The 14,319-nt window shown below is 63.8% G+C and carries 18 protein-coding genes; 10 read left to right on the top strand and 8 right to left on the bottom strand.

Going from position 1 to position 14,319, the window contains the following annotated elements:
• Positions 1-42 precede the first annotated feature (42 nt).
• On the top strand, positions 43-510 hold the full coding sequence (locus F3089_RS12580) for a Z-ring associated ZapG family protein (protein WP_151441141.1): 468 nt from the start codon (positions 43-45) through the stop codon (positions 508-510).
• Between the two features lie 21 nt (positions 511-531).
• Here the strand turns inward: F3089_RS12580 and F3089_RS12575 are convergent, their stop codons facing one another.
• From F3089_RS12575 to mlaD, 8 genes are all read right to left on the bottom strand, one after another.
• Positions 532-1,293 (bottom strand): Nif3-like dinuclear metal center hexameric protein, encoded by a 762-nt coding sequence (locus tag F3089_RS12575; protein WP_151441140.1) that lies wholly within the window; start codon positions 1,291-1,293, stop codon positions 532-534.
• Entirely contained in the window at positions 1,290-2,366 is a 1,077-nt protein-coding gene (gene hisC, locus F3089_RS12570; RefSeq protein ID WP_151441139.1) for a histidinol-phosphate transaminase, read from the bottom strand. Before hisC ends, F3089_RS12575 begins: the two co-directional genes overlap by 4 nt.
• 9 nt (positions 2,367-2,375) lie before the next feature.
• On the bottom strand, positions 2,376-3,683 hold the full coding sequence (gene hisD, locus F3089_RS12565) for a histidinol dehydrogenase (RefSeq protein ID WP_151441138.1): 1,308 nt from the start codon (positions 3,681-3,683) through the stop codon (positions 2,376-2,378).
• 10 nt (positions 3,684-3,693) lie between these two features.
• Positions 3,694-4,338 (bottom strand): ATP phosphoribosyltransferase, encoded by a 645-nt coding sequence (hisG, locus tag F3089_RS12560; protein WP_095618276.1) that lies wholly within the window; start codon positions 4,336-4,338, stop codon positions 3,694-3,696.
• 23 nt (positions 4,339-4,361) lie between these two features.
• The gene (murA, locus tag F3089_RS12555; RefSeq protein ID WP_151441137.1) at positions 4,362-5,624 is read right to left on the bottom strand and encodes a UDP-N-acetylglucosamine 1-carboxyvinyltransferase; all 1,263 of its coding nucleotides are present in this window, start codon (positions 5,622-5,624) and stop codon (positions 4,362-4,364) included.
• Positions 5,625-5,652: 28 nt separating this feature from the next.
• The gene (locus F3089_RS12550) at positions 5,653-5,898 is read right to left on the bottom strand and encodes a BolA family protein (protein WP_077530645.1); all 246 of its coding nucleotides are present in this window, start codon (positions 5,896-5,898) and stop codon (positions 5,653-5,655) included.
• 111 nt (positions 5,899-6,009) lie between these two features.
• On the bottom strand, positions 6,010-6,705 hold the full coding sequence (locus tag F3089_RS12545) for an MlaC/ttg2D family ABC transporter substrate-binding protein (RefSeq protein ID WP_225741752.1): 696 nt from the start codon (positions 6,703-6,705) through the stop codon (positions 6,010-6,012).
• Between the two features lie 36 nt (positions 6,706-6,741).
• Entirely contained in the window at positions 6,742-7,191 is a 450-nt protein-coding gene (gene mlaD, locus F3089_RS12540; protein WP_225741753.1) for an outer membrane lipid asymmetry maintenance protein MlaD, read from the bottom strand.
• 129 nt (positions 7,192-7,320) lie between these two features.
• On the opposite strand from mlaD, the gene F3089_RS12535 reads away from it, so the two are divergent.
• The 9 genes from F3089_RS12535 to ptsN all read left to right on the top strand — a co-directional run bounded on the left by F3089_RS12535 (position 7,321) and on the right by ptsN (position 14,318).
• On the top strand, positions 7,321-8,304 hold the full coding sequence (locus tag F3089_RS12535; protein ID WP_151441135.1) for a calcium/sodium antiporter: 984 nt from the start codon (positions 7,321-7,323) through the stop codon (positions 8,302-8,304).
• A gap of 8 nt (positions 8,305-8,312) precedes the next feature.
• Positions 8,313-9,287 (top strand): KpsF/GutQ family sugar-phosphate isomerase, encoded by a 975-nt coding sequence (locus F3089_RS12530; RefSeq protein WP_151441134.1) that lies wholly within the window; start codon positions 8,313-8,315, stop codon positions 9,285-9,287.
• Positions 9,288-9,296: 9 nt separating this feature from the next.
• Positions 9,297-9,827 (top strand): KdsC family phosphatase, encoded by a 531-nt coding sequence (locus F3089_RS12525; protein WP_151441133.1) that lies wholly within the window; start codon positions 9,297-9,299, stop codon positions 9,825-9,827.
• On the top strand, positions 9,824-10,429 hold the full coding sequence (gene lptC / locus F3089_RS12520; RefSeq protein WP_151441132.1) for an LPS export ABC transporter periplasmic protein LptC: 606 nt from the start codon (positions 9,824-9,826) through the stop codon (positions 10,427-10,429). Before F3089_RS12525 ends, lptC begins: the two co-directional genes overlap by 4 nt.
• 23 nt (positions 10,430-10,452) lie before the next feature.
• The gene (gene lptA, locus F3089_RS12515) at positions 10,453-10,995 is read left to right on the top strand and encodes a lipopolysaccharide transport periplasmic protein LptA (protein ID WP_151441131.1); all 543 of its coding nucleotides are present in this window, start codon (positions 10,453-10,455) and stop codon (positions 10,993-10,995) included.
• Between the two features lie 9 nt (positions 10,996-11,004).
• Entirely contained in the window at positions 11,005-11,730 is a 726-nt protein-coding gene (gene lptB / locus F3089_RS12510) for an LPS export ABC transporter ATP-binding protein (RefSeq protein ID WP_151441130.1), read from the top strand.
• A gap of 146 nt (positions 11,731-11,876) precedes the next feature.
• Positions 11,877-13,448, top strand: a complete 1,572-nt coding sequence (locus F3089_RS12505) for an RNA polymerase factor sigma-54 (RefSeq protein ID WP_192497371.1) — start codon at positions 11,877-11,879, stop codon at positions 13,446-13,448.
• Positions 13,449-13,514: 66 nt separating this feature from the next.
• Positions 13,515-13,823, top strand: coding sequence for a ribosome hibernation-promoting factor, HPF/YfiA family (gene hpf / locus F3089_RS12500; protein ID WP_077530637.1), 309 nt, complete (start codon positions 13,515-13,517; stop codon positions 13,821-13,823).
• A 15-nt stretch (positions 13,824-13,838) separates the two neighbouring features.
• The gene (ptsN, locus tag F3089_RS12495; protein ID WP_151441128.1) at positions 13,839-14,318 is read left to right on the top strand and encodes a PTS IIA-like nitrogen regulatory protein PtsN; all 480 of its coding nucleotides are present in this window, start codon (positions 13,839-13,841) and stop codon (positions 14,316-14,318) included.
• Position 14,319: the final 1 nt, after the last annotated feature.

Genomic DNA, 14,319 nt, shown 5'->3' with positions numbered 1-14,319 from the left:
GGTCACAGACCAGCGCCTTCCAGGCAACAGAAGGATCGTACTATGGAGTCCATGCTCGCTGTCGGTATTGCGGCATTGGTGATCGGCCTCGCTCTGGGCTGGGTTATTGCACGCTCAACAGGCGGACGTAATGTGCGCCAACGCCGGCTCGCCCAGCAGCTCGACGCGCTTCAGAACGAGCACACCCGCTATCAGGCGCAGGTGAATGAACACTTCATGGAGACGGCGGAACTCTTCCGGCGGCTCAATGATTCCTATCGGGAAGTGCATGAGCACCTTGCCAAGGGGGCTTCACGCCTGTGCACAGAAACCGATGCCCGCGAAGAGCTGGAGCAGGTCCAGCGTGACCACCAGCTGAGCTACAAGGGCCCCACTGACGATGAGGGCGGCGTGGAGCCTCCGCGGGATTATGCCCCGCGCAACACGCGCAACGACAACGGCATGCTCTCTGAGGATTTCGGCCTTAAGAAGGAAGAGTCGGAAAACGGCAGCCGCAGCTCAGCCACCTGAGCCCGACTCCCCCGAGCCCGGCTACGCCGGACTCGGGTCCTCGATGAAGCGGTGCTCAATACCGTGAGCCTCGGCGAGTGCCGCACCCAGTGCCTGCACTCCGTCCCGCTCCGTGGCGTGGTGCCCCGCCGCAAAGTAGTGAAGCCCCTGCTCCCGAGCGCTGTGGACCGTCGGCTCCGAGATCTCGCCGGAAAGATAGGCATCCGCCCCGAGAGCGGCAGCCCGGTCAATCATGCCCTGGGCACCGCCACTGCACCAGGCCATCCGCCGGATCAGCTCCGGGCCGCCTTCAACAGGCAGCGGCGCCCGCTCAAGGCGCGACTCCAGCCGTGAAGCCAGCGCCTGCGGTGTCATCGGTTCATCCAGATTTCCCGCCCACATCAGCTCGCAGGGGTCGTCCGAAACCGGCGCGCCATCGGAAGCGCCCAGTGTGCGCGCCAGGCAAGCGTTGTTGCCCATGGCCCGGTGCGCATCCAGCGGCAGGTGATAGGCGACCAGCGAAACGTTGTTGCTGAGAAGATGCTCAATCCGCCGCCGTTTCATACCCCGGATGCACGGATCCTCGCCCTTCCAGAAATAGCCGTGGTGCACCAGCACCATGTCGGCGCCAGCTTCAATCGCCTGCTCCAGAAAGCGCTGGCTGGCGGTTACTCCGGAGATGACCGTACGCACGCGGTCACGCCCCTCCACCTGGAGGCCATTGGGGCAGTAGTCCCGGAACAGCTCCGGACGCAGCCACTGGTCCATGGTCGCGACAAGTTCATCCCGCCGTGGTGCGCTCATGCCGTCACCTCGCCACTGTTGAGAATGTCATCAAGGGCGGTCAGCAGCGCCGTCATCTCATCGCCCGTACCGATGGTAATCCGCAGATACTGCTCGATCCGTGGTTTATCAAAGTGGCGCACAATGATGTGACGCTCACGCAACTGCGCCGCCAGCTCAGCGCCACTGACCGCCGGATGGCGGCAGAAAACGAAATTCGCCCTGGAGGGCACCACCTCGAAACCCAACGCTTCCAGGCCAGCATTGAGCCGTTCGCGCTGCTCGATGACCGCCTGTTGCCCGGCCTGGAACCCCGCCTCATCCCGGAAAGCCGCAATGGCACCGGCCTGCGCCAGCCGATCCAGGGTATAGGAATTGAAGCTGTTCTTGATCCGCTCCAGCCCCTCGATCAGGTGCTGCTGGCCCATTGCATACCCCACCCTGAGCCCGGCCAGTGACCGCGACTTGGACAGGGTCTGGGTAACCAGCAGGTTGGGGTGATCCGGGATCAGCCGGGCAGCGCTCTCACCGCCGAAATCCACATAGGCCTCGTCGATTACCACCACCCGGTCCGGGTTGGCCACGAGGATACGCTCAATGGATTCCAGATCCAGGAAACGGCCCGTGGGCGCGTTGGGATTCGGGAAGATCACACCACCGTTGGGCGGCTGGAAGCCCTCCACCGGGATCCGCAGCTGCTCATCCAGCGCCACGGTGCGGCTCTCCAGACCGTAGAGCCCGCAGTAGACGGGGTAGAAGCTATAACTGATGTCCGGGAACAGCACCGGCTCGCCCGACCGGAACAGGCCCTGGAAGATGAACGCCAGCACCTCATCGGAGCCGTTCGCCGGGAACACCTGTGAGACCTCCAGACCGAACCAGTCCGCGATGGCCTGGCGCAGCTGCGTGGCGTCCGGATCCGGGTACAGGCGGAGACGCTCATCCGCGGCCTCGCGGATTGCCTGCGTGACCGCCTCACCGGGCCCGAACGGATGTTCGTTGGTATTGAGCTTGACCAGATTGGTCATCTGCGGCTGCTCACCCGGTACATAGGGGGTGAGCTGCTGCAGCCGTTCGTTCCAGAACCGGCTCATGGTCGCTCCTCAGTCGCGGATACGGTATTCGGCCGAGCGTGCGTGCGCCGTCAGCCCCTCGCCCCGGGCCAGCACGGAGGCACAGCGGGCGGCGCGATCCGCGCCTGCCGCCGAGAAGTGCACCACGGAGGAGCGTTTCTGGAAGTCATAGACGCCCAGAGGGGACGAAAAGCGGGCAGTGCCACTGGTGGGCAGTACGTGGTTGGGGCCCGCGCAGTAATCCCCCATCACCTCGGCTGCCCAGGAGCCCATAAAGATGGCGCCCGCGTGGCGGATCTGGGGCAGCAGTGCCTCCGGATCGGCGAGCGACAGCTCAAGGTGTTCAGGAGCCACAAGGTTGCTTACCCGGGCCGCCTCTTCCAGAGAGGCGCACTGGATCAGTATGCCGCGATCGGCCAGCGACTGGCGGATGATCTCCGCCCGCTCCATCTCCGGCAGCATGCGCGCCATACTCGCTTCAACCCGTGCGATGTAATCCGCGTCCGGCGAGACCAGGATCGCCTGGGCCTGCTCGTCGTGCTCGGCCTGGGAGAACAGGTCCATGGCGACCCAGTCCGGGTCCGTATGGCCGTCAGCGATCACCAGGATCTCGGACGGACCGGCGACCATGTCGATGCCCACGCGCCCGAAGACCTCGCGCTTGGCCTCGGCCACGTAGATATTGCCCGGCCCCACGATCTTGTCCACCGCCGGCACCGTTTCGGTGCCGTAGGCCAGTGCCGCCACCGCCTGGGCGCCTCCCAGGGTGTAGATGCGGTCGATGCCGGCTACCCGAGCAGCGGCCAGTACCAGGTCATTCAGCTCGCCGCCCGGCGCCGGCACCACCATGACAATCTCCTCGACGCCCGCCACCTTCGCCGGGATGGCGTTCATCAGTACCGAGGAGGGATAGGCCGCCTTACCACCGGGCACATAGAGGCCGGCACGGTCCACTGGCAGCACCCGCTGGCCGAGGCGGGTACCGTCCGCTTCCTCATAGGACCAGTCCTGCGGCAGCTGCTCGCGGTGGTAGCGCCGGATCCGGTCAGCAGCCGTTTCCAGCGCCTGGAACTGTTCATCCGTGATGGCGTGCATGGCGGCGTCGATGCGCTCACGCGGCACTTCCAGTTCGTTCACGGACGCCACGCTGAGGCTATCCAGCTTCGCGGTGTATTCCAGCACCGCCGCATCGCCTTCCTGGCGCACCCGTTTCAGGATCTCGGCCACGGTCTGGCGCACGCTGGTGTCGACGCCTTCCTCCCACTCGGTATGGCGGCGCAGTGCCACCTCGAAGTCCGGGTCAGCGGTATTGAGCCGGTTAATGGACAGTTCACTCATGCCTTTACTCTCACTGCGTCTGCCTGCGGGCGACGGCCTCGCCCATGCGATCCAGGATCGGCTGGATCCGTGCGTGCTTCATCTTCATGGAGGCACGGCTGACCACGACCCGGGAACTGATGTCCGCGATGGTCTCGCGCGGCTCCAGGCCGTTCGCCTTCAGGGTGTTGCCGGTATCAACAATATCCACGATCTCATCCGCCAACCCCAGAAGCGGCGCCAGCTCCATGGCGCCGTAGAGCTTGATGATGTCCGCCTGTTTGCCCTGGGCCGCGTAGTACTCGCGCGCCAGACGAGTGAACTTGGTGGCCACGCGCACACGGCCCTCGGGCACGGCCTGGCCGGCCACGCCTGCGGTCATAAGGCGGCACCTGGCAATGGCCAGATCCAGGGGCTCGTAGAGGCCGTCACCGCCGTGCTCCATGAGCACATCCTTACCGGCCACGCCCATGTCCGCTCCCCCGTACTGCACGTAGGTGGGCACATCCGTGGCGCGGATGATCAGCAACCGCACGCCCGGCACGGTGGTTTCAAAGACCAGCTTACGGCTTTTCTCCGGGTCTTCTTCGGGCTCAATACCCGCCCCGGCGAGCAGCGGCAGTGTCTCTTCCAGAATACGGCCCTTGGAAAGGGCAATGGTCAGCTGTTCCGACATAGTCCCGTCAGTGTCTGCGGAGGTCACGAGGGCATCCGGCGGATGGTGGCGCCGAGCAGCTGGAGCTTCTCCTCGATGCACTCGTAACCCCGGTCAATGTGATAGATGCGGTCGACCATGGTCTCGCCCTCAGCCACCAGTCCGGCAATCACCAGACTGGCTGAGGCACGCAGGTCCGTGGCCATCACCGGCGCGGCTGTGAGCCGGTCAACGCCACGCACGATGGCGGTGTTGCCTTCCAGGCCGATATCAGCGCCCATGCGGATCAGCTCCTGGACGTGCATGAAGCGGTTCTCGAAAACCGTTTCCGTCACCGACCCGATGCCGTCGGCCACTGCGTTCATGGCCACGAACTGGGCCTGCATGTCCGTCGGGAAGGCCGGATAGGGAGCCGTCCGCAGGTTGACCGCCCTGGGGCGCTGCCCGTGCATGTTGAGTTCAATCCAGTCGGCCCCGGTGTTCACCTCAGCCCCAGCTTCCCTCAGCTTGATCAGCACGGCCTCCAGGATGTCCTCACGGGTGTCCTTGAGCAGCACATGGCCTTTGGTTGCGGCAGCCGCCGTGAGATAGGTGCCGGTCTCGACACGGTCCGGAAGCACATCATAGTGACAGGGGTTCAGCCGCTCCACGCCGTGGATCTCGATGGTAGCTGTTCCCTGCCCGCGCACATCCGCACCCATGGCATTGAGGCAGTCGGCAAGATCCACCACCTCCGGCTCGCGCGCCGCATTTTCGAGAATGGTGACACCATCCGCCAGCGCCGCCGCCATCATCAGGTTCTCGGTGCCCGTGACGGTGACCGTATCAAGAAAGATATGGGCCCCCTTGAGCCGCTGCGGCGCATAGGCGTGGATGTAGCCACTGTCGACCTGGATCTCGGCGCCCATCTGCTCCAGCCCCTGAAGATGCAGGTTGACCGGGCGGGTACCGATGGCACAGCCACCGGGCAGCGATACATGGGCCTCGCCGAAGTGGGCCACCATGGGCCCCAGCACAAGGATGGAGGCCCGCATGGTCTTGACCAGCTCATAGGGCGCGGTGAGGTTGTTGATGGTGGTCGAATCCACCTCAACGCTCATGCGCTCGTCGATCATGAGCTCAACCCCCATGTGACCGAGCAGCTCGATCATGGTGGTCACGTCGTGCAGGTGCGGCAGGTTGCCCACGCTCACCTTGCCGTCCGCCAGCAGGGTTGAGGCCAGTATCGGCAGGGCCGAGTTCTTGGCGCCGGAGATCCGGATCTCGCCGTGCAGCGGCTGGCCGCCCTGAATCAGCAGTTTGTCCACGTTATGCTCCCGGGGCTCTGGGCCGCCTTCACTGACTCTGGCGCGCCTGCCATTCCTGCGGCGTCATGGCGCGGATGGTCAGGGCATGGATTGTGCCTTCCGCCAGCAGATCCTCGAGCTCCCCGTAGATCAGCTGCTGGCGCTTCACGCGGTTGAGATCGGCGAAGCGCTCGCCAACAGCGACAACCAGGAAACGGTTACCGTCGTTCTGAACCTCAATCTCGCACTCCGGCAGCGCTTCCACGAGCCGTTTCTGAACATCTTCAGCCTGCATCCGAACTCCCGTTGTCTCCGGCGGTTACTGTCGCCGACGCGGACACCGCGCCGGGGGCGCGATTATAGCCCAGATGACGGGTGCTTGACACGTTGTGTACGGAGCCGCCGCCTACCCGTTGTCTTTGGCCTTCTCCTGCTCGACCGCGTCCTCAAGCCCCTCGATGTCGCCCACATCAGCAGACCATTCATCGATGACTTTGCTTACGTCGCCCTCAGCGGCCCGCATTTCCTGCTCGAACCGGTCGCGGAAGGCCAGCCCCATGTTGATGCCCTCAACAATGACGTTCTCGACCTGCCAATTGCCGTCTTCCGGCTTATACATGGAGTAGGCCACGCCGTAGCGCTCACCGGAGTTGGTAATGATGGAGAGATTCACCGTGGCACGGTCCTCATGGCGGGGATTGATCTTGACGCTGTCGACTTCCAGCTCGAAATCGCTGCTGTCGATGCTGACCGCGGCGCCACCATAGGCGTCGTAAAGACTGCGGCGGAAGGCCCGCACGAACTCATCGCGCTCCTCCGGACTCGCCTGCCGCGCGTACTTGCCCATGACCCGGGCAGCCACGCGCCGGAAGGCCACAAACTCACCCAGGGCGTCATCCATGGCCTCATAGAAGGCTTCACGGTCCGAGTTATAGAGCTCACGGATTTCATTCAGCTGATCCACGAGGCGGATGCTGTTCTCGCGCACGTACTCCCGCAGCTGTTCCTCCTTGGACTGGGCCGTGGCCAGGGGCGCTGCCAGCAGCGCGATAATGAAACCCACCAGCAGGGTAATGGGGGTCAGGGTTCGGATTCTGTTCACTGCGTCCTCCTCTGTGCTGCAGCGGTACCGCCACGTTCAGCGTGGCCTGGCAATGCGTCGACGGATCAGTGTCTCAATCCTCATTGCCGACTGTGTATCCTCGATATAGTCATTATCCGAGAGCGTTTCCGGGTGGCCTCCGGGGGAGATCTCAATATACTGCTCGCCGAGAAGCCCTGCGGTCATGATGATGGCGACGCTGTCGATGGCCAGGTGATCGAGGCTCTGGTCAATGCGCATCCGTACCTTTGCCCGGTAACCACGCGCATTCAATTGTACGTCAGCCACTTCGCCCACGGTCACCCCGGCCAGCGCAACACGGGCACCCGGTTTCAATGTGCCAGCATCCGCGAACTCGGCGTAGAGGGTGTAGTGCCCGCCGTTATCCGCCCGCTCACTGCCGCCGGGCGGCGCCAGCCACCCTGTGACCAGCAGCAGGGCCAGCGTGGCGACACTGCCCAGGGCAAAGAACACCAGACGCTGCATATGCAATGGAATCGTCTCTCCTGCCCGGCCTCCCGGATCATCCTCCCGGCTCCCCGGCTGTACGAAGATCCGGCCAGCCGATACAGTACGACGCCAATCTGCTGCCCACAACCCACGGAGCCTTACATCATGGTCACTGCCCTGCTCGCGATCCTGGCCGGTCTGACCCTGCTGATCTGGAGCGCTGATCAGTTCATCACCGGCGCCATCGACAGTGCACGGCGCCTGGGCATGAGTCCGATGCTGATCGGGCTGACGCTGGTGGCCTTCGGCACCTCGGCCCCGGAAGTACTGGTCTCGGTGGTCGCCGCCATTACGGATGCGGGCGACATTGCCGTGGGCAACGCCATAGGTTCGAACATCGCCAACCTGGGGCTGGTTCTCGGCATTACAGCCCTCCTTGCCCCGGTCGCGCTGGCACGCCCCACGCGGCGCATCGAACTGCCTCTCCTCGCCATCGTGACCATTGGCACCTGGCTGCTGTTCCAGGACGATCACCTGAGCGCCCGGGATGGCCTGTTCATGCTTGGCATTCTGGCTGTGGCATTCACCGTGCTGGTGCGCTATGGCCAGGCCGCCAGCATGCTGGCCGAGGAGATGCCGGAACCCCACGAGAACCGCTCAACCGGCTTTCTGACCCTGCAGATAACCGGCGGGCTTATCCTGCTTCTGGCCAGCTCGCGGCTGCTGGTCTGGGGCGCTGTTGAACTGGCGCTGACGCTGGGCGTGAGCGAGCTGGTGGTGGGCCTGACCGTGGTCGCCGTGGGCACCAGCCTGCCCGAGCTCGCCGCCAGCATCGCCAGCGCTCTCAAGGGGCGTCACGATATGGTCATGGGTAACCTGATCGGCTCCAATCTGTTCAATCTTCTGCTGGTGCTGGCGGTGCCCGCTCTGGTCGCCGGCATCCCGCTGAACAGCGATGCCATTACGCGGGACTACGGGGCCATGGTGGCGGTCACCCTTCTGCTGGCGGGGCTGGCCATCGTCTACCACCGCCAGGGGCGGCTGAGCCGGATCGGAGGTGGTATACTGCTGGCATTCTACATCGGCTACGTTGCCCTTCTGGTAACCGGTGATACGCCGGTGCCGGCGGCAACGCTGTCAGCACTCTGAGGAGAACCATGGCGCCTTCGGACGCACTCAAGGAATCGGCCCGCCGCACCATCACCCTGGAGCGCGATGCCATCGACGCCCTGCTGCCGCGCATCGACGAGCAGTTCAGCCATGCCTGCGAGCTCATCCTGCAGTGCAAGGGGCGCGTGGTGGTCACCGGCATGGGCAAATCCGGCCATATCGGTACCAAGATCGCGGCGACCCTGGCCAGCACCGGTACACCCGCATTCTTTGTGCACCCCGGGGAAGCCAGCCACGGTGATCTGGGCATGATCACGGGCGAAGACGTGGTCATCGCCATCTCCAACTCCGGCAGCACCGGCGAACTGGTCACCATCCTGCCGCTGATCAAGCGCAAGGGCGCCTCGCTGATCAGCATGACCGGCAAAGCCGACTCCCAGCTGGCCCGCCAGGCCCATGCCAATCTGGATATTGCCGTGGAGCAGGAAGCCTGCCCCATGAATCTGGCGCCAACCTCCTCCACCACGGTCACACTGGTGATGGGCGATGCTCTGGCGGTCGCACTGCTGGAAGCGCGCGGTTTCGGCGCCGAGGACTTCGCCTTCTACCATCCCGGCGGCTCGCTCGGACGGCGGCTGCTGCTCAAGGTTTCGGACCTGATGCACACCGGCGACGCCCTGCCGCGCGTAACGCAGCATACGCCCCTCGGCGAGGCGCTTCTGGAGGTCTCGCGCAAGGGGCTGGGCATGACCGCCGTGGTGGATGACGGCGACCGGGTCATCGGCATCTTCACGGACGGTGACCTGCGCCGGACGCTGGATCAGGGCGTGAACATCCACAGCACCCCCATCGGGGATGTCATGACCAGCCACTGTCGGACGGTGAGCGAGAACATCCTGGCCGCCGAGGCACTCAAGGTCATGGAGGACAGCAAGATCAACGGCCTTCTGGTGACCAACTCGGAGCTGCGGCTGGTAGGCGCTCTCAACATGCACGACCTGCTGCGCGCGGGCGTGGTCTAGGAGAACGGAATGACGGCACCCCTGAACGAGCGCGGCGCCACGATCCAGCTGCTGGCCATGGACGTGGACGGCGTGCTGACCGACGGCAGCCTCTACTTTGCCGCCAGCGGCGATGAACTCAAGGCCTTCAGCATCCTCGACGGTCAGGGCCTGCGGCTGATCCAGACGCAGGGGTTGATCACCGCCTTCATCACGGGCCGTACATCGCCACTGACAGAGGCCAGAGCCAGAAACCTCGACATCGGTTATCTGATCCAGGGCCGCACGGACAAACTGACCGCACTCCGCGAACTCTCTGAACGGACCTCAATACCGTTGAACGCCATTGCCTATGTCGGCGATGACCTGCCCGATCTTGCCGCCATCGAGGCAGCTGGCATCGGCATCAGCGTGCCCAACGGCTGCGCCGCGGTGCGCGGGTCGGCGGACTGGTGCACCACTGCCCCCGGCGGCAGTGGTGCCATCCGCGAGGTCTGCGAATGGCTTCTGGCGTGCCGTGGGGTACTGGATCAACTGGTTGACGGGTACCGTGCGCCATGAGACTGCCCGACTGGATGCTGCTGGCCTGGCTGAGGGACCGCTCCATTGCCCTCTGGGGCATTGTCGGCGTCGTGCTCCTGGGCCTCGCCCTGCTGGTGCTCCAGGAGGATGACCCGATCCGCGACACCACGGCCACCGACCTGCGCGGCCCACAGAAGCCGGATGGCTTCGTGGTCAACGCCACCTTCCGCGCCTTCGACAGTGAAGGCCGCCTCAAGTCACGCATCCGCACCCGCCGGGCTGAACAGTTCCAGGATGAGAACCGGGTCACCATGGAGCGCCCCCGTGCCATGCTCATGGCCCGCAACGGCGGCGCTCCCTGGTTCGTGCGTTCACGTACCGGGCTTTACCGGCCAGATGTGGCCAAACTCATGCTTGAGAAGGATGTACGGGCCCGCCACAGCAGCACCGAGCGCGGAGATGTGCTGATCCTCAGCGAACGGATGACGCTGGATAACAACGAACGGATTGTGCAGACTGATGCGCCGGTGACCCTGATCGACCGCAGCAGCGTGACCCATGCCGTCGGCATGACGGGGTGGATCGACGAACGCGCGGTCAGGCTCGAGAATGATGTCCGCAGCCGGTACTTCAACCGCTGACGCACAGGAGGCACAGCCTGCTCATGACCAACCCGGCACGCACCCGAAACGCCTGGCGGTTTCTGGCAGGGCTGCTTCTGAGCAGCCTGTCACTGCCCCTGTATGCGTTCAATCTGGATTCCGACAAGCCCATCCGGGTTGAATCCGACAATGCCCGCCTGGATGACCAGGAAGGAACCGCCACCTATACCGGCAGTGTCCGGGTTACCCAGGGCGAAGCCCTTCTGACGGCGGACAGAGTGGTTCTCTACAGGGGCGGGGCCCAGAGCCTCAACCGGATGGTAGCCACCGGCGACCCCGCCACCTACGAGCAACCGGAAACCGAACAGGGCCCGGCCGTCTACGCCGAGGGCCGGACCATCATCTACCGGGCCGACGAAGAACGCATCACCTTTGAGAACGAGGCCTTCATCCGGCAGCAGGGCGACACCTTCCGGGGCAACCGGATCGTGTACGACGTAGCCGAAAGGGTGGTCACCGCCTCCAGCTCCGAGGACGACGCGGATGACCGGGTTGAAATGACCATCCAGCCCGGCCGCGACAGCGGCAACGACAACAGCAACTGAGCGGACCCCATGGCGAGACTGGAAGCGCTGAACCTGGCCAAGAGTTACCGCCGCCACCCGGTGGTGATGGACGTTTCCCTCAGCATCCAGAGTGGTCAGATCGCCGGGCTGCTCGGGCCCAATGGCGCCGGCAAGACCACCTGTTTCTACATGATCGTGGGCCTGGTTCCCCATGACCGGGGCCGCATCCGCATCGATGACCGCGACGTCACCCACCTGCCCATGCACGGCCGCGCCCGTGCCGGTATCGGCTATCTGCCACAGGAAGCCTCGGTCTTCCGGCGCCTGACCGTGGCGCAGAACCTGATGGCGATCCTGCAGACCCGCAGCGACCTCACAAAGGCCGAACGTGAGGAACGCATGGAGTCACTCCTGCGTGAGTTCCACATCAGCCACATCCGCAACAGCCTGGGCATGAGCCTTTCCGGCGGTGAGCGCCGCCGCGCCGAGATCGCCCGTGCGCTGGCGGTGGAGCCGGCCTTCATCCTGCTGGACGAACCCTTCGCCGGCGTGGACCCGATCTCGGTCAGCGACATCAAGCAGATCGTGCGCCAGGTGCGTGACCGGGGCATCGGTGTCCTGATCACCGACCACAACGTGCGCGAGACGCTCGACATCTGCGAAACCGCCTATATCGTCAGCGAAGGCCACATCATCGCCTCCGGCACCTCCGAGGACATCCTCGCCAACCAGCAGGTCAAGGAAGTCTATCTGGGCGACGAATTCCGTCTGTGACATGGTCCCACCAAAACCGTTGTCGCCCCGCCTGATTGGCCTGTACACTCGATTGAAAAGACATTAAGCAAAATCCCTGCCGGGCTACTACAAGGCCGGATTAAGGTTACGTAAATGCGGGACAATCGGTAACGGGAAAGCAGTCGATGGTCATGAAAGCGTCCCTGCAGCTGAAGATGGGCCAGCAGCTCACGATGACGCCCCAGCTTCAGCAGGCAATACGGTTACTCCAGCTCTCCACACTCGACCTGCAGCAGGAGATCCAGCAGCAGCTGGAATCCAACCCCATGCTTGAAACCGCCGAGGAAGCCGAAGCGGAAGCTGAAGCCGGGACTGACGACAGCGAAACCGCTGACACCAGTGAACACAGTGACAGCAGGGAAGATGGCCGCGAATCCGGTGAGTCAGAGGGATCGCAGGAAGACGAATCACGGGAAACCGCCGGCGCCGAGCCCGAGAGCTGGGAGAACGAGAACTGGCAGGACAACAGCGAAATCCCCGACAACCTGCCCGTGGACACCGCCTGGGACGACGTCTACCAGACCGCCCCCGCCTCGCCCGCCAGCTCACGCCCCGAGGATGAAGGCGGCGAATCGGATTTTGAGAGCCGCAACAGCCGTGGCGAGACTCTCCAGGATCACCTGCACTGGCAGCTCAACCTCACCCCCATGTCCGAGCGCGACCGCGCCATTGCCCACGCCCTGGTGGATGGCATCGACGATACCGGTTATCTGACCCAGAGCCTCGAAGAGATCCACCAGGGTCTGAGCGCGCCGGACGATGAGGATCCACTGGAGATGGACGAGGTCGAAGCGGTCCTGCACCGGCTGCAGCACTTCGACCCGCCCGGGGTGGCCGCACGGGACCTGCGCGAGTGCCTGCTGATCCAGCTCAATCAGCTTCCCACGGACACTCCCTGGCTCAAGCAGGCACGGCTGGTGATCAGCCACTACATCCAGCTGCTCGGCAGCCGTGACTACCGCCAGCTGATGCGCCGCAGCCGGCTCAGCGAAGCGCAGCTCAAGGAGGTCCTGGGGCTGATCCAGAGCCTGCACCCCCGCCCCGGGGATGCCATCGGCGAGGAAGAAACCGAATACGTGGTCCCGGACGTGATCGTCACCCGCCAGGAAGGGCGCTGGAAGATCGAACTCAACCCGGAGATCGCGCCCCGGCTGCAGGTGAACAGCCTCTATGCGTCACTCATCCGCCAGTCCGACAGCAGCAGGGACAACACCTATCTGCGCGACCAGCTCCAGGAGGCCAAGTGGTTCATCAAGAGCCTTCAGAGCCGTAACGAAACCCTGTTGAAAGTCGCCTCCCAGATCGTCGATCATCAGCAGAGGTTCTTTGAAGAGGGCGAGGAAGCGATGAAGCCGCTGATCCTCTCCGAAATCGCCCAGGCGGTGGAAATGCACGAGTCCACCATATCCCGCGTCACCACCCAGAAGTACATGCACACCCCGCGGGGCATTTACGAACTGAAGTATTTCTTTTCCAGCCACGTGAGCACGGACGAAGGCGGCGAGTGCTCGTCCACAGCCATCCGTGCCATGATCCGCAAACTCATCAATGAGGAGGAAAGCCGAAAACCGCTGAGCGACAACCGTATAGCGACTATACTCAGTGATCAGGGCATCAATGTGGCACGCCGCACGGTGGCGAAATACCGCGAGGCGATGCACATTCCACCCTCGAACGAACGCAAACGTCTCGTCTAGAGGGTCTGACGCCTGTATGATGGCCACCTTCCGGTGGCCGGGCCGAACCGGAAACAGGAGCGGACTATGCAACTCAACATTTCAGGTCACCACATCGAGCTGACTGAAGCCCTCAAGGACTATGTCCGGAGCAAGATGGACAAACTTGAGCGACACACCGACCAGATCAGCAACACCCAGGTGACGCTGTCGGTGGTCAAACAGCGACAGACCGCCGAAGCCACGCTCCATGTAACCGGGGGCGAAATCAACGCCAAGGCCCAGCACGACGATATGTACGCGGCGATCGATCAGCTTGTGGACAAGCTTGACCGGCAAATTCTCAAACATAAGGAAAAGCAGGTGGAACGCATGCACGGTGCGGCCACCCGCTGATCCCAAGCGGTATCCATGGTCCATTCATCACTGTCCATTGAATCCATCCTTGCCCCGGAACTGGCCCTCTGCGGTGTTCCGGGGACCAGCAAGAAACGCATCCTCGAGACCATTGCCGAAAGGGTGGCCCTGCACTACCCGGAGCTTGAGGAGAACCAGATCTTCAACAATCTGGTGGCGCGGGAGCGCCTCGGCAGCACCGGCATCGGACAGGGCATCGCCATTCCGCACTGCCGGCTCGAGGACTGCAAGCGCGTGGTGGGCGCGCTGCTGACGCTGGATGAACCCATCAACTTCGATGCCATCGACAGTGAGCCGGTGGATCTGCTGTTCGTGCTCCTGGTGCCGCAGAATGCCACCAGTGAGCACCTTGAGCTGCTCAGCCAGCTGGCAGAGAAGTTCAATGACCGCGGCCTGTGCCGGCGCCTGCGCCAGTGCCAGGACTCGCAGGAACTCTATGACCTGATTGTCGCCAGCGAAAAGGCATCGCCGTAAC

Source organism: Halospina sp. K52047b, from assembly GCF_008709855.1.
Classification (GTDB): Bacteria; Pseudomonadota; Gammaproteobacteria; order Pseudomonadales; family Oleiphilaceae; genus Halospina; species Halospina utahensis_B.
Note: the sequence above shows the minus strand (reverse complement) of the source record. Positions and strands in the feature narration are given on the sequence as shown.

Bases quoted from the DNA above. Each gene is read 5' to 3' on its own strand.
- F3089_RS12505 (WP_192497371.1), top strand. From the start codon at position 11,877: ATGGTCATGAAAGCGTCCCTGCAGCTGAAGATGGGCCAGCAGCTCACG.
- F3089_RS12525 (WP_151441133.1), top strand. From the start codon at position 9,297: ATGACGGCACCCCTGAACGAGCGCGGCGCCACGATCCAGCTGCTGGCC.
- F3089_RS12530 (WP_151441134.1), top strand. From the start codon at position 8,313: ATGGCGCCTTCGGACGCACTCAAGGAATCGGCCCGCCGCACCATCACC.
- hpf (WP_077530637.1), top strand. From the start codon at position 13,515: ATGCAACTCAACATTTCAGGTCACCACATCGAGCTGACTGAAGCCCTC.
- F3089_RS12580 (WP_151441141.1), top strand. From the start codon at position 43: ATGGAGTCCATGCTCGCTGTCGGTATTGCGGCATTGGTGATCGGCCTC.
- hisD (WP_151441138.1), bottom strand. From the start codon at position 3,683: ATGAGTGAACTGTCCATTAACCGGCTCAATACCGCTGACCCGGACTTC.
- F3089_RS12550 (WP_077530645.1), bottom strand. From the start codon at position 5,898: ATGCAGGCTGAAGATGTTCAGAAACGGCTCGTGGAAGCGCTGCCGGAG.
- hisC (WP_151441139.1), bottom strand. From the start codon at position 2,366: ATGAGCCGGTTCTGGAACGAACGGCTGCAGCAGCTCACCCCCTATGTA.
- F3089_RS12535 (WP_151441135.1), top strand. From the start codon at position 7,321: ATGGTCACTGCCCTGCTCGCGATCCTGGCCGGTCTGACCCTGCTGATC.
- F3089_RS12575 (WP_151441140.1), bottom strand. From the start codon at position 1,293: ATGAGCGCACCACGGCGGGATGAACTTGTCGCGACCATGGACCAGTGG.
- lptA (WP_151441131.1), top strand. From the start codon at position 10,453: ATGACCAACCCGGCACGCACCCGAAACGCCTGGCGGTTTCTGGCAGGG.
- lptC (WP_151441132.1), top strand. From the start codon at position 9,824: ATGAGACTGCCCGACTGGATGCTGCTGGCCTGGCTGAGGGACCGCTCC.
- mlaD (WP_225741753.1), bottom strand. From the start codon at position 7,191: ATGCAGCGTCTGGTGTTCTTTGCCCTGGGCAGTGTCGCCACGCTGGCC.
- hisG (WP_095618276.1), bottom strand. From the start codon at position 4,338: ATGTCGGAACAGCTGACCATTGCCCTTTCCAAGGGCCGTATTCTGGAA.
- ptsN (WP_151441128.1), top strand. From the start codon at position 13,839: ATGGTCCATTCATCACTGTCCATTGAATCCATCCTTGCCCCGGAACTG.
- lptB (WP_151441130.1), top strand. From the start codon at position 11,005: ATGGCGAGACTGGAAGCGCTGAACCTGGCCAAGAGTTACCGCCGCCAC.